At 48.5% G+C, this 13,644-nt stretch carries 10 protein-coding genes; 5 read left to right on the top strand and 5 right to left on the bottom strand.

All coding sequences use genetic code 11. The annotated features are described in order from the left end of the window. Positions 1–187: 187 nt before the first annotated feature. The gene (locus DXC51_RS00945) at positions 188–460 is read right to left on the bottom strand and encodes a pro-sigmaK processing inhibitor BofA family protein (protein WP_235930816.1); all 273 of its coding nucleotides are present in this window, start codon (positions 458–460) and stop codon (positions 188–190) included. 186 nt (positions 461–646) lie between these two features. On the opposite strand from DXC51_RS00945, the gene DXC51_RS00940 reads away from it, so the two are divergent. Next, a complete protein-coding gene (locus tag DXC51_RS00940; protein WP_025488087.1) occupies positions 647–898 on the top strand; it encodes a DUF2508 family protein in 252 nt (83 codons plus the stop codon). 119 nt (positions 899–1,017) lie between these two features. Here the strand turns inward: DXC51_RS00940 and glgB are convergent, their stop codons facing one another. From glgB to DXC51_RS00920, 4 genes are all read right to left on the bottom strand, one after another. Further along, entirely contained in the window at positions 1,018–2,940 is a 1,923-nt protein-coding gene (gene glgB / locus DXC51_RS00935; protein ID WP_025488086.1) for a 1,4-alpha-glucan branching protein GlgB, read from the bottom strand. A gap of 41 nt (positions 2,941–2,981) precedes the next feature. Continuing rightward, entirely contained in the window at positions 2,982–5,963 is a 2,982-nt protein-coding gene (locus DXC51_RS00930) for a hypothetical protein (RefSeq protein ID WP_117543366.1), read from the bottom strand. A gap of 169 nt (positions 5,964–6,132) precedes the next feature. After that, positions 6,133–7,389 (bottom strand): NUDIX hydrolase, encoded by a 1,257-nt coding sequence (locus DXC51_RS00925; RefSeq protein ID WP_117543364.1) that lies wholly within the window; start codon positions 7,387–7,389, stop codon positions 6,133–6,135. Positions 7,390–7,392: 3 nt separating this feature from the next. Then, entirely contained in the window at positions 7,393–8,376 is a 984-nt protein-coding gene (locus DXC51_RS00920) for an ROK family protein (RefSeq protein WP_117543362.1), read from the bottom strand. 387 nt (positions 8,377–8,763) lie between these two features. On the opposite strand from DXC51_RS00920, the gene DXC51_RS00915 reads away from it, so the two are divergent. The 4 genes from DXC51_RS00915 to DXC51_RS00895 all read left to right on the top strand — a co-directional run bounded on the left by DXC51_RS00915 (position 8,764) and on the right by DXC51_RS00895 (position 13,636). Beyond that, on the top strand, positions 8,764–9,489 hold the full coding sequence (locus tag DXC51_RS00915) for a DUF554 domain-containing protein (RefSeq protein ID WP_021635541.1): 726 nt from the start codon (positions 8,764–8,766) through the stop codon (positions 9,487–9,489). A gap of 42 nt (positions 9,490–9,531) precedes the next feature. Continuing rightward, on the top strand, positions 9,532–10,107 hold the full coding sequence (locus DXC51_RS00910) for a hypothetical protein (RefSeq protein WP_243003093.1): 576 nt from the start codon (positions 9,532–9,534) through the stop codon (positions 10,105–10,107). 310 nt (positions 10,108–10,417) lie between these two features. Beyond that, on the top strand, positions 10,418–11,341 hold the full coding sequence (locus DXC51_RS00905; protein WP_117543360.1) for a phosphotransferase family protein: 924 nt from the start codon (positions 10,418–10,420) through the stop codon (positions 11,339–11,341). A gap of 762 nt (positions 11,342–12,103) precedes the next feature. Continuing rightward, positions 12,104–13,636 carry an ATP-binding cassette domain-containing protein gene (locus DXC51_RS00895; RefSeq protein ID WP_117543357.1) on the top strand — a complete coding sequence of 511 codons (1,533 nt, stop codon included), beginning with the start codon at positions 12,104–12,106 and terminating at the stop codon, positions 13,634–13,636. Positions 13,637–13,644: the final 8 nt, after the last annotated feature.

The raw sequence follows: 13,644 nt of genomic DNA, 5'->3' as shown, positions 1-13,644 counted from the left end.
ACCGCAAAAGAAAATTAGATATTTCCGATTGGTAAAATGAAGTATAAAACATGGTTTCCATTTTGTAAATAGGGTTACGTAAATTAAATCATTTTTGTTAAAATGTTCCAAAGGTGTCACAATAAAAAGAATAAAAAAGCCGAAAACACCTGGAAAACACTGAGTTTCCAGGTGTCAAAAAAACCTTCTACAGCATAGAAACCACATTGATCCCATACAGCAGCGCCACCCCCGGCAGCCCGAGCAGTCCTGACGCAATAATACTGAAGGGTCCGATTCCCACACGCCAGGCAAAGCCCTGTGACTGCAAAAACATATTGATAAAATAAATTGCCAGTGTCCCCAGTACGGCGCGCATAATAAAATTAATCAACAGCTCCGTTTTGCTACGCATGGCTGCAATCAGAAGTACAAGCGCAAAAGCGATGCCTATCATCAAGGCTCCGTTCATATTTTCCATTTATCCTCCGGTCCCGACGTATTTCGGCAGGGTTATTCACATTTCATCCCTCCAAAACAGATCGGTCTGTCCTTTCTACACCATATGTGAAAAATATGAAAATATAACATGCATATTTTACCTTTTTTCTGTATATACTTATTTACAAAGTACTTATTGGCAAAATCAGGCAGAGGAGGAGGATTCATGAAATTCCATTTCAGCCAGGGCTCTGTGAATAAAGCGGACAGGCCCCTTACCTATCAGGAAAGTCTGATGCTGGACATACAGAAGACAAGATGTGAATTGGAAAATGCCTACGCGGGTTTTGATTATGTTACAGATCCCGATCTGATTGACTGCTATATTTATGAACAGAATGCAGTCATGAAAAGATACAAATACCTTTTGCAGAAAGCGGCAAGCTTAAAGGCCTCAGAACAGACGGTAAGCGGATAACACCGGCTCTTTTCGATCTGCCGCCGCAAGCTTATACTGGCAGAGTTTTTCCCCCTTGACTTCTGCCTGATTTAAAAGCACAGCCTCCTTTGGGAAGGCTGTGCTTTTATTTTGAATTATCAGAACATAAATACTGCTGCGCTTGATGCGGGAAGGTCAAAGGTAATCCGGTAGGGCTTATAGTCGCATGGCTCCGCTGTTGCCCGGATGGATGCAGGTATCTGTGCCCCATTTCCGCCGAATGCTTTATCATCGCTGTTCAGAATAAGCTTGTAGCTCTTCTTTTTGGGCACGCCCACACTGTAGTCTTTTCTTTCCACAGGAGTCATGTTCAGCACGAAAAGGAGGCTGTTTTTGCCATCTGAGGATCTGCGGATAAAGCTGTATGTACTGCGTTCCGCATCGTCCGCATTCACCCATTCGAAGCCGTTCCAGTCATTGTCAATTTCATGCAGGCACGGATATTTACGATAAAGGTTCAGAAGTGTTTTTACATATTCCAGCATGCCGCTGTTGAGTTCATCCTGGAGCATATACCAGTCAAGCTCCCTGGCCTCGCTCCATTCTCTTTCCTGGGCAAATTCCTGTCCCATGAACAGAAGCTTCTTCCCCTCGTGCCCGAACATATATGCATATCCGGCTCTCAGGTTCGCATACTTATCAGCTCTCAGGCCAGGCATTTTATTTACCATGGAGCATTTCAAATGCACCACCTCATCATGAGACAGCGGAAGGATATAATTTTCCGAACTGTTGTAGCTCATGGCAAAGGTCATGGCGTAATGATCATTTTTACGGAAATAGGGATCCAGCTTCATGTACTCACAGAAATCATGCATCCATCCCATATTCCACTTAAAGCTGAAGTCCAGGCCGCCTTTGTCAATAGGCCCTGTAACGAGCGGCCATGCGGTGGATTCCTCCGCAATTGTCATAACTCCGGGGAAGGTCCCTCTGATGACGGAGTTAAAATGCTTGAAAAATTCTATGGCCTCCAGATTTTTGTTGCCGCCGAATTTATTGGGCACCCATTCGCCGTCTTTTTTGCCATAGTCCAGATAAAGCATGGAAGCCACGGCATCCACACGCAGGCCGTCAATATGGAATTCCTTAATCCAGAAAAGAGCATTGGCAATCAGGAAATTTTTTACCTCGTTTTTGCCATAGTTGAAAATCTTGGTGCCCCAGTCAGGATGCTCTCCCAATCTTGGATCGGGATGTTCAAAAAGCGGTTCCCCGTCAAACTCCGCAAGTCCGTGGGCATCCTTGGGAAAATGCGCGGGCACCCAGTCAAGGATCACACCGATTTTATTGCGGTGAAGGGTATTAATCAGGTATGCAAAATCTTCCGGAGTCCCATAGCGGGAGGTAGGCGCATAATATCCTGTCACCTGATACCCCCAGGAACCGTCAAAGGGATGCTCTGCAACACCCATCAGCTCCACATGGGTAAATTTCACTTCCTTAAGATAGCTGACAAGACGATCCGCAAACTCCCTGTAATTATAAAAACCGTCCTCCGTCCCGTCCGGATGCTTCATCCAGGAGCCGATATGACATTCATAGACAGCCAGCGGTTCCCTGTTCATATCCTTTCCCGCACGTTCCTCCATCCATACGGAATCTGTCCATTTAAAATGGGAAATATCCGTGGTAATGGAAGCTGTGCCAGGCCTTTTTTCCGCATAGTTGGCAAACGGGTCCGCTTTGTAAAGCTTACGGCCGTCAGGCGCGGTGATCAGAAACTTATACATCTCTCCCGTGCCTACTCCGGGAATAAAAAGCTCATAAATTCCTCCCGGCCCCTTTTTTTTCATTGGGTATTGGGTTTCCTCCCATCCGTTGAAGGTACCGAAAACATGTACCTGCAGCGCATGCGGCGCCCAGACAGCAAAAAACATTCCCTTCTTTCCGTTCTCCACGGAAGGGTGGGCCCCCAGTTTTTTGTAGATGTCATAATGTGTCCCCTGTGCAAACAGATACTCATCGGCCTCGGAGATAAAAACCTCCGGTGCTTTTTTTGTCTTTGCTACACCTGCCATCTCTACCTCTCTTCCGCCGCCATAGGCGGCTTAGATTCTTTCTATATGAAATCCCCCTCATGCAGAATAATCATATCATCATCATCGTACCGTTTTGCCAGCAGTACATCCATAAAATGCTTCGGCGTCTTGCGGTTTGCGTGATCAATCGCTTCGTCCACAATATCCCTGACGTCGTTTACCGTTACGATATGATCGCTTGTCTGCATATCTTCAATGCGGGTATGAAGGGCCAGCCTTCCCAGCTCATCGATTGCGTATTCATGCATTTTTGCGTACTGACAGCCATAGGCTACAAGCGTACCGTTATCCAGCGCTTCGATGTCAAATCTCGCATTAAAGAAGGACTCCATTTCCGGATTGGCGGAAATCAGTTTCTTTATATTTCTCTTCGTATCTACCAGAATTACCAGGATGCCTGTCCGCTCCTGGTTCAGCGCATCCAGAAGGCTTCCCATGCTTTCATCGGCAATGTCCCCTGCCGAGTCTATGACAAGGGCGCCTCCGGCCAGCTTTTCAATCAGTTCTGCCGGATTCTTTTTGCTGAAGGCATCTCCGTCTATTTTTGCAAGCTTTCCGGAGAAATTATGATCCTTTGCCCGGAAGTCCCTGACAATATTCTTCGTCAGGCTCATCGTGTCTGAGCCCGGGTCCCCGGTAATAATCAGGTTTCCCGTATATGCGGCAAGGCTCAGCCTGTCCAGCGCACGGACCAGTCTCTTCATCGCACCCTTCGTGGGCACAAAGGAGGCAAATAGCTGTTTTTCTTCCCGGCTCATGGAACGGATTTCCTGTTCCAGACGTTCGTCCTCCCGGCGTTCTTCTTCTTCCTGGCTGACTTCCTCCTCCGGATATTCCTCTTCGTTAGCCGCCTCTTCCTCTGCTGCAGCTCCTTCATAGGGCTGCTGTACATATGCCGCGGAATCATTTCGTTCCTCCTGCCCGTATGAGGCTTCCGGTTCGGGATATGCGGGAGCCTGCGGCGCAGTCTCCTGCTGAGGCTGAGAATATGGCTGAGCAGGCTGTGTATTATAGTCAGTACGGACTGGCTGCGCCTGATCCTCCGGCATTACTGCAGGCTGAACCTCCGGCTGCGTATGTACTTCTGCGGAGGACCCGGTCTGTGCCGGCTGAGACTCAGGTAAGGATTGAGGCGCCGGATGATACTGGGTTTCCGGGATAGCCTGGGCTTCCGGAACGGACTGCACTTCCGGAACGGCCTGCGCTTCCGGTGCCGGCTGCACCGGCTGGGGTACTGCAGCGGCTCCTGCACCAGGCTGCTGCTGTATGGGAGCCTGAACAGGCGAAAGCTCTTTCATGCCGGACTCCGGCGCAGTGACTGCGGCTGATGGTACACCGGCTCCTGCTGCAGGCACTGCATTTACGGGAACACTTCCCTGCAATGCCGCACTAACCGGTTCCCCGGCACGCTTTATGGCATTTTCCACTTCTTCAGCCGCCCATATCTTGGTATGTGCGGATATTACACTCGTATCGGCATGACGTTTGCGCTCCACGGGAATTCTTTCTTCCTTCTGGAGACGTTCCAGCACACCCTTTCTGGCAGTCTCATCAAAGTCACGGAAAAGAGAACCGGTCTGCTCCATAACCCGCTGCTGCAGCTGCTTACGGCGCTTCTCCTCGTTCTCATGCTTCATTTTCTCCCATTCCTTCATGATGTCTTCAATATTCATCTGTCCGGTGATTTGTCTTTCGATTTGCTGCTCTTCCGGCATAACCAGACCGATCTGACCGTCATATTCCTGGGATAAATAACTGTTCATTTTTGGTTCACTGCTTACATAACGGTCCTCAGCCGGAACCTCCGGCTGCTGAACCTGAGTATAAACAGGCTGTGCCTCCGCCGTATAGGGCGCAGGCTGCTCCTGCACACTGTTCTGAGGCATGTATCCCTGTGCGGATGCCTCCGGCTGATAACTATACTGATTGGCTTCCGGCTGGTATTCCTGCGCGGGAGTCTCCTGCTGATACCCCTGCGCCGCTTCGGCCGGATACTGCTCTCCCTCCGGCCGTCCCCCTTCATATTCATATTGTTCATACTGTTCACCGCCGTACTGCTGTCCGGCGAAGTTCTGTTCATTCATCTCCCCTGTATCGGAAGAGATATCATAGGACTGATCCGCAAAGGTCTGGTCGGCGTAGGCCTGTTCCTGGGCGATCAGCTGTTCCTTATATGCCTGAAGGGAAACCGGTTCACCTGCGGGCTTTCCGTTAAGCATGAGTTCTTCCATGCTCTTGGCCAGTTCTTTCTGAAGGTTGATGGTATTATACTGCCCCACGTCCATGGGCTTTACATGGATGTCGTCCTCAGCTGCCGCGCCGTTCTTCGCAGCCGCGTTCCGGCCCTTCTGCTTCTCCTCCGGTTCCGGGACGCGCAGCCCCTGCTTACGCATCATGTAGGCTTCGAATTTCTGCTGCTGCGCCGGTGAAAGGGGCTGATGAAGCATTTTCAGCTCCATGGCCTTAATTACATATTTCCCTTCGCCGAACCAGAGAATAAGTTCGTCGCATTCCTCCACACATTTAGTTGCCAGACCTACCCTGTGATAAAGGTATGCCAGCTCATAGGCCCATTTTTCCCTGTAATCCCTCTTTTTGAGTTCCTCAAGGACTGCAATCCGCTCCTCCAGCCCCACGTCCTGCGCTTCGTACAGCTTGTACTGGAGCACATATCTGCCGCTGTCATTGGGGGCTATCTGGACAAAATCCTTATAATACTCAATAGCCTGTACCACTTCTCCCATCTTAATAGAAAGATCACAGAGAGAATAAATAATCATTCTCCCTGCGGGGTGGCGTTCGTTCGCCATTTCCAGAAGCAGCTTCGCATCGTCAAATCTTCTGTTTACCTTATAAAGATCACTGACTGTGCAGAGCATCATCACGCTCTTCACTCTTGTCCAGTCAATGGTATCCGCGACCTTCGCAGCTTCCACATACTTCTTCTGCGAGATCAGTGTCTTAATTTCCTCTGCCCGTATTTTGTACTCATATTTATCCAAGGTGCCACCTCTACCGTAATCCTGATTAGGCATAATTACCCACTTTTTTATCATTTAAGTTTACCATAGGTGCAATGTCTTGTCAAAGCCAAATGCCCGTAAATATAAGCTTCTTTTGCCATTCTAATACGGTTTTACGATAATCTCAAAATAGTGTTTATGCATACTTTTAATCAAACAGCACCTTCCAGTTTTCATTTTCTGCCGCCGCAAAGCACATGGCAACCTGTTCCTCCGTTGTTTTGTCCGCATCCATTTGGGGAAGCCTGTCAGGGGGGAACCAGCCGCTTTGGACGGTTTCAATATTTCTTTCGAATTTTCCTTCTATGGGTTCGCAAAGAATAAATACCTTGCAGATATTATATGCTTGAGGCGGCAGATTATGCCGGTTCCGGTCCTGCACCGCTACGATTTTTACCGGTGCGACAAGCATGCCCGCCTCTTCCCTGGCCTCCTTTACCGTATTTTCACGGATGGTCTGATCCATATCCACCCAACCTCCGGGCATAGACCAGCGGCCAGTCATTTCCTGGACAAGAAGAATTTGTCCATCCCTGATGATGGCTGCCCGGCTGTCAAGCTTGGGCGTCTGGTATCCGCTTTCCAGGCAGAAAAGATCATGTACCTGTTCAAAAGATAAATCCGTGTTACAGCTTACGATTTCCGCCGCTATTTCGCGTATTCTTCCAAAACGTTCCAGATCAAAGCGATCCTTTGAATAGGTAAGGCCGGCCTGGGCGATGAACTGCAGTTCCATGGCCCATTTCAGCCATCTGCGGTTCTTTCGGGGATCTTCCTCCCGCACAAATACGGATGGGATTTCTCCGGGATGCGCAAGATAAAAATCTGCTCTGATATGCTCGGGAGAAGCGCAGCCCCACAGCGCCAGCGCGCTTTCCACGCCTGCGTCGGCGGCGCATGTCATATCATAGGCCGTATCACCAATATATACCGCTTCTTCCGGCTGTGCCTTCTGCCTGCGCAGATATTCCCTGACAGGTTCGCCGTCCGGCTTGTGGCGGATGGTGTCATCCGCACAGATGACGGTATCAAAAAATGGCTCCAGCCCAAACGGAAGAAAATCCTTTTCATATTCCGGCCGGTTTCTGGAGGTGACGATTCCGAGGTGGATTCCTTTTTCCTTAAGCGCCGTAAGTGTTTCACGGATTCCCGGGAATATACGCATATATTTATGATAGGACGGTGTCAGAGTTCCCCAGAACTGTACGGTCTCCGCAAGCTCTTCCTCCGCGAAGCCCAGTCTGCGAAGCGCGGCTTCACTGGGAATCCCCAGCGCAAATTTCAGTTCTTCCGTTTCCATATGTTTCCCTTTTTTCATCAGCACTGTTTCCTGCAGGGAAAGAAGCACTGATTCCTCAGAGTCGAGCAGTGTTCCGTCGATATCAAAAATCACATGTTTTTTCATAGGCTATATATCCCTTTCTTTCAGCATATTGGCAATTACCAAGAGGCCCTGTTCGTAGTCTGTTTCATAGGAGTCTGAAATCTCCAGCAGGGGCATGGAGTGTTCGGGAATTACTTTTTCACATTCCCGGTACAGCTCCTCCAGCGCACCGTCCAGGAATGGGTTTCTGTACAGCACCACTCTTTCCGGATTGAGCACCGAGGCATAGATTTGTATGATTTTACAGTATATTTCCAGCATGCGGGACGGGGCAAAATTCTTGTCTGCGGGCCTGAGCTTTCCGAGCATATCCGGCAGGAAGCCCAGTTCCCCTGCAAAATCGCTGGCGCCCTGCCATACCTTTCCATTAATTACTATGCCGGCCCCCATGCCGTTTTTGCCCAGATAAATACAGACACAGCAGCCGTCGCTGCGGCCGGCCAGGCTCCATCTGCCCGCCGCCACAGCATTCATGTCATTTACCGCTCTTACGGGAATTCCGAATTTCCTTGAAAAATGCTCCTGCAGGTTTACCCCTGTCAGTTCACTTCCTCCCGCGGTGAGAACAACTTTCCCTCCGGAAACCATGCCCGCTGCTCCGATTACAATCCCCTTCAGACAGGGAAACTGCGTTCGGATGCTTTCTACTTTTGCTTCCATGGCAGTAAGAATGGGGAAATTTTCTTCGGAGGTTTCCTCCTTCAGGCTGTTTCCCTCCAGATCCTTCAACGACCAGTGGATTGTATCGTTTTCCACCGTAAGGAGCAGATAAAGGGAAAATACCGGATTCAGTCTGTACAGTGCGGCACATCTGCCGCCGCCTGATTTCTCCGTTCCGGCTTCCTCCACCTCTCCGGTTTCACAGAGAAGATCCACGGTTTTACTGACTGTGGGAAAGCTCAGGCCTGTTTTCCGGGAGAGAACGCTTTTGCTCACGGGCCCCAGCCCTTTCATGCAGTCCCTCACAATTTCCTGGTTCATATCCTTAACGGTAAGCGTACTTGCCATCCTGTTTCCCTCCCAATATTGTTTATTACTTTTTAAAAGTATTTTAATTATAGTGTATAAGCGGGTGCAATGCAATATTTTTTTACTTTACATTGGAATGTTTATATTAATCTAATACAAAAATATGAAAATCAAAAAAAGCTTTACACATAAGGCATCGTTTGTCTGCTTCTGCTAATTTTCTGCGGCATTCCGGTTCATTTTATTTCTATTTATATCTATTTATAATAGAAGAATTGCTTCCGGTATGATAAAGTATTTCTAGGGCAATTTTCAATACCGCTCCAGAGCTAATCCGGCTGCACCGCAGCAGCTGACAGGGCGGGCGGTAAATGGATATGCTTCGCAAATGCCCTTACCGGCAAATATTTATTACAGGAGACAGACATGAGGGGTTTAGGTACAATTATCAATGTGGCGGCCGTCATATTAGGCGGCGGCCTTGGCATGCTTTTGAAGGGAGGGCTGAAGGAACGTTTTCAACAGATACTCATGCAGGCCCTTGGGGTATGCACCATTTTTATCGGCATATCAGGAGCGTTGAAGGGCATGCTCCGCGTGGAAAACGGCACACTGGAAACTACGGGCACCATGCTTCTCATCGCGTCCCTGGTGACAGGTTCTCTTCTCGGGGAATGGATTCAGATAGAAAAATGGATGGATCGTTTCGGCGAATGGCTTCGTGAAAAGGTGGGCGGAAAAAATGACAGCCAGTTTGTGGAAGGCTTTGTTTCCGCTTCCCTTGTCATCTGCGTAGGAGCCATGGCCATTGTAGGCGCTTTGGAGGATGGTATGCGGGGCGACTACTCCATGCTTGCCGCCAAGGCAGTTTTGGATGCGGTAATCGTGATGGTTTTTGCCTCTTCCTATGGAAAGGGCGCGGTATTTTCCGCACTTCCGGTGGGACTGTGGCAGGGCGGCATCACAATTTTTGCCGGGTTTCTGGAACCTGTCCTCACACCGCAAATTGTTTCCGATCTTTCCTTTACCGGGAATGTGCTGATTTTCTGTGTGGGCGTGAATCTTGCCTTCGGCAAAAAATTCCGCGTAGGAAACATGCTGCCGGCCTTGCTCTTTGCTGCAGTGTTTGATGCAGTTGCAGGTATATTTTAAATTTATTTATATTTTTTGTAGAAATGGAGAAAACTATTAAAAATGAAAACATATCTTGTAGATTTTCTTAATAATTTAAAGAATTGCTGTCCGAAGAAAAAACATGGCATAGTTCTTCATAATATGATTTTCCCTCTGTGGCTGCTGTGGATTTTTCCCGTGACCTGGATCGTGGTGCTTCCGGCGAACCTGTTGATTGATCTGCTTGTCCTTTCGCTGACCATGCGCTGCCTTAAGCTGGACGGCAGAAAGGAAATCGCTAAAAAGGCTGTTCTGAAAATATGGGTTTCCGGGTTTGTTTCTGATTTTATCGGCACCGTAGTGATGGTTTGTGCTGTACTCATAGATTCCTTTCTGGATTACCAGTCTCCGCTGGGGGCATGGTGGTACGAAAATATAACAAATGCCGTGGCGCTTGATCCTTTTGAAACTCTGCCCGCATTCCTGTGGACGGCGGCCTGTATCCTTATCAGCGGTATCTGCATTTATCAGTTGAACTTCAGGCTGGCGTTGAAGAAGGCTGTGCCGGATACGGCCATACGGAAGAAGCTTGCGCTTTCCCTTGCCGTATTTACCGCCCCTTATCTGTTTTTACTTCCCACAGCATGGTTTTTCTGATGACAGGCATCCGGGGTAATGTTTCCCCAGTTTTTCCATTTTCAGCACATCTGAACATTTAATGCGCCGACCATAAGCAGAGAAAACAGAGCTGGAAGAATCCATTTCCAAAGACAATTCTGGGTGGATGATGACAGCAGCTGAGAAGGTAGTTAACAGATAACTCTAGGAAAATAATCGGATATTTACGATATTTTTCTTTATTTTTCAACATTTTTTCTTTATTTTTTAATATTTTTCTTTAAATTACCTAATATTTTTAAGTCCATTTTCATATGCAGTCCAGGCATATACAGACAGGAGAATTCAAATGGAAGCTTATGTAAATGCAGTAATCGAAGAACATTATCACACTCTGCCCCTCTCAGTCAAAGCCCTCGGCGGCGGGTTTTATGGAAGGGTCTTTCTGGCAGTGCTGCCTGAAGCTCCGTTTCGGGTGGTAATTAAGCTCTATCTTTATCCCGGGCTGGCCCTGCAGGAGGAAACGCAGCTGAATCTGCTGCACAGCACCGCACTTCTGCCCATGCCGAAGGTCTATTTTGTCCGTGTAAATGACAGCCTCATCCCCTATGACGCACTTGCCATGGAGTTCCTGGAGGGAATCAATGCGGGAGGTGAAATAAGGCTTTCCAGAGAGGATATGAAAAAACTTGGCGCCGTGATGATTGATAACCTTATCGCCTGGCACAATACCTGCAATCCCGAAGGTTTTGGGAAGATCAATGCCCCCTCCCCTGAGAAGGACTGGTTGTCCTGTTACCGCAGGAAGGCCGGGGAGGATTTGAAAAAGGCAGAGATCCTTTACCGAAGCGGGAAGCTGGAAAAGGATGTATTTTCCCTGATGGACAGGGCCTATGAGAGGATAGATGACGTTTTTTACCTTCCTGTCACAAAGGCATCCCTGATTCATGGGGATTACAATACCTGGAACCTGCTCCTCAGCGAGGATCTTTCCCGGGTGTCCGGGGTGATTGATCCCTTTAACTGCTGCTTTGCCGATGCCGAGATGGATCTGTACCAGCTGGACAATGCCAACGGCAGGGATTACGGGCTGCTGGAGCAATACAGTCAAAGAGTCCGGCTCAGTGAAAACTTTGCATTAAAAAACTGCTTCTATGAATTGTTCACAGAGCTGATGCATTATCATGACGCCCATGTGGATCCAATCGTTCCCAGGGTCGCAGAGGAAGCGGAGGCGCTCCGCATCCAGCTTGTCAGGTTTGGCATTATCTGAGGCCGCGCTTTGTCCAACTCTAAAATAACAGGCCTGAGCTGACAGCTGATCCGCATTCAGGCCTGTCATTTTAGGGCTGGACAAAGCGAAATGAACATGTTATATTGATGGGGAATCAGCGTTGCTGAGTTCAAAAAAGAGAAAAAGACAACGGCTGAAGAATAACCATTATCATTTAGCAGTGTTTTGAATTGACAGCCTGACATAACAGGCAGACAGGAGAAGAAATGCGGAAATAATCTGAATTTGGTATGGGAGTGTTTTTTGAAATTACTTTCTGCAGGATGAGCAGTACCATTCATGAGGTATTAGCCTGCTATCCATGAAGCGCAGCAAGCCTGGGGGATTAACCAGGGGGACCTGCCACGTAAAACAGAGAGCCTGCTATCGCAGGCAGCGGACTGCAGGAATGAATTTTCAAACATACTCCAGGTAACTGGTTATAAAACCAGGTTAACAGTAAACAATAGTGAGACGCGGGATTACAGAGGTTTTAGACACGAACGCGCCTGCTTTCGTTTGTTGCCATTTTCGGATTTTCAGCATTTTCATAATAGATTTCAACGCATAATCCAGGCCCTTTCCGTGTGTTCCGGAAGGCCGGGCGGTGTTTTTTTGCGGCACCGGCAGCGTTGTCCGTTATGTAAATAACATTAAAATCCACATCCGGCGGCAGACGGAACGTGGATTTTTTTATATCCTTTCGGCAGGCGTATTTTCCCGGTAAATTTACATACTGCATTGAAAAGGAGCTGATGCTGAATGCTGCAGATAAAGAATCTGACAATCACACACAAAAAGGACCTCCGCCCTCTTCTGGAGGATTTTAATTTTACACTGAACACAGGGGACAGGGCGGTAATTATCAGTGAGGAGGGCAACGGAAAATCCACCCTGCTGAAACTGATTTATGATGCCTCACTTGTCTCTGACTATGTGGAATATACCGGCCAGATACTCACCCAGGGAACACTGCTTGGATATCTTCCCCAGGAATTTCCCGATGCCTGGAAAAAAGAAACCATATACAGCTATTGTGTCGGAACACCTGCCTTTACTGATTTATCCCCGAAGGAGCTGGCAGCTATCGCTTCACAGCTTATGCTTCCCGCAGACTTTTTTTACTCCGACCAGCTTTGCGGAACGCTTTCCGGCGGAGAAAAGGTTAAGCTGCAGATTGCTGCGCTGCAGATGGGCAGTCCTGATATCTATCTTCTGGACGAGCCTTCAAACGATATTGATATTGAAACGCTGGAATGGCTGGAGCATTTCATCAACAGCTGCGGAAAACCGGTGCTTTTTGTCTCCCACGATGAGACTCTGATTGAAAATACTGCCAACGTTATCATACACCTGGAGCAGATCATGCGTAAGACCAGGCCACGCCATACCATTGTCAGAATGCCCTACCGGAAATACATCAGCAGCCGCGAAGCGGCATTTGAGCGCCAGGAACAGCTGGCGCAGAATGAACGCCGGGAATACCGTAAGCAAATGGAACGCTTCCGCCAGATCGAGCAGCGCGTGGAAGCAATGCAGAACGGAATCAGCCGCCAGGATCCCCATGGCGGCCGCCTGCTTAAGAAAAAAATGAAGGCTGTCAAATCCCAGGAGCATCGTTTTGAACGGGAAAAAGAGGATATGACGCAGGCTCCGGATATGGAAAAGGCGATTTTTGTAAAAATAACGCCGGAAACCAGGATACCTAACGGTAAAATTGTACTGGATTATACGCAGGAAACGCTGTCTGCGGGCGGCCGGGTTCTTGCCTCCCACATTTCACTCCGGATTGCAGGCCCCGAAAAAATATGTATTGTAGGAAGAAACGGCGCGGGAAAAACAACGCTTTTGAAACAGATAGCCTCCCTGCTTCTGTCCCGTCCGGATTTAAAAGCCGCCTATATGCCCCAGGATTATGAAGAGCTTTTAAATATGGATCAGAATCCCGTGGAATTTCTTTCCGCTAAGGGCGATAAGGCAGAGCAGACCATGATCCGCACCTATCTTGGCAGCATGCGGTATACGGCAGATGAAATGTCCCATTGTATCCGGGAGCTTTCCGGCGGGCAGAAAGCAAAGCTTTTGTTCCTGAAAATGAGTCTGGACGGCTGCAATGTATTGATACTGGATGAACCTACACGGAATTTTTCCCCGCTTTCCGGTCCGGTAATCCGTCAGGTGCTCAAAAGCTTCGACGGCGCGATAATCAGTATTTCCCACGACCGGAAATATATTGGGGAAGTGGTGTCGGCAGTTTATGAACTGACCGAAAACGGGCTTTACAGAAGGGTATAAAGCCCGTA

Source organism: Eisenbergiella massiliensis, assembly GCF_003435485.1.
This window is presented reverse-complemented; position numbering and strand designations above follow the sequence as displayed.

Coding starts and splice junctions, on each gene's coding strand:
- DXC51_RS00945 (WP_235930816.1), bottom strand. CDS start 460: ATGGAAAATATGAACGGAGCCTTGATGATAGGCATCGCTTTTGCGCTT.
- DXC51_RS00940 (WP_025488087.1), top strand. CDS start 647: ATGAAATTCCATTTCAGCCAGGGCTCTGTGAATAAAGCGGACAGGCCC.
- glgB (WP_025488086.1), bottom strand. CDS start 2,940: ATGGCAGGTGTAGCAAAGACAAAAAAAGCACCGGAGGTTTTTATCTCC.
- DXC51_RS00925 (WP_117543364.1), bottom strand. CDS start 7,389: ATGAAAAAACATGTGATTTTTGATATCGACGGAACACTGCTCGACTCT.
- DXC51_RS00920 (WP_117543362.1), bottom strand. CDS start 8,376: ATGGCAAGTACGCTTACCGTTAAGGATATGAACCAGGAAATTGTGAGG.
- DXC51_RS00915 (WP_021635541.1), top strand. CDS start 8,764: ATGAGGGGTTTAGGTACAATTATCAATGTGGCGGCCGTCATATTAGGC.
- DXC51_RS00910 (WP_243003093.1), top strand. CDS start 9,532: ATGAAAACATATCTTGTAGATTTTCTTAATAATTTAAAGAATTGCTGT.
- DXC51_RS00905 (WP_117543360.1), top strand. CDS start 10,418: ATGGAAGCTTATGTAAATGCAGTAATCGAAGAACATTATCACACTCTG.
- DXC51_RS00895 (WP_117543357.1), top strand. CDS start 12,104: ATGCTGCAGATAAAGAATCTGACAATCACACACAAAAAGGACCTCCGC.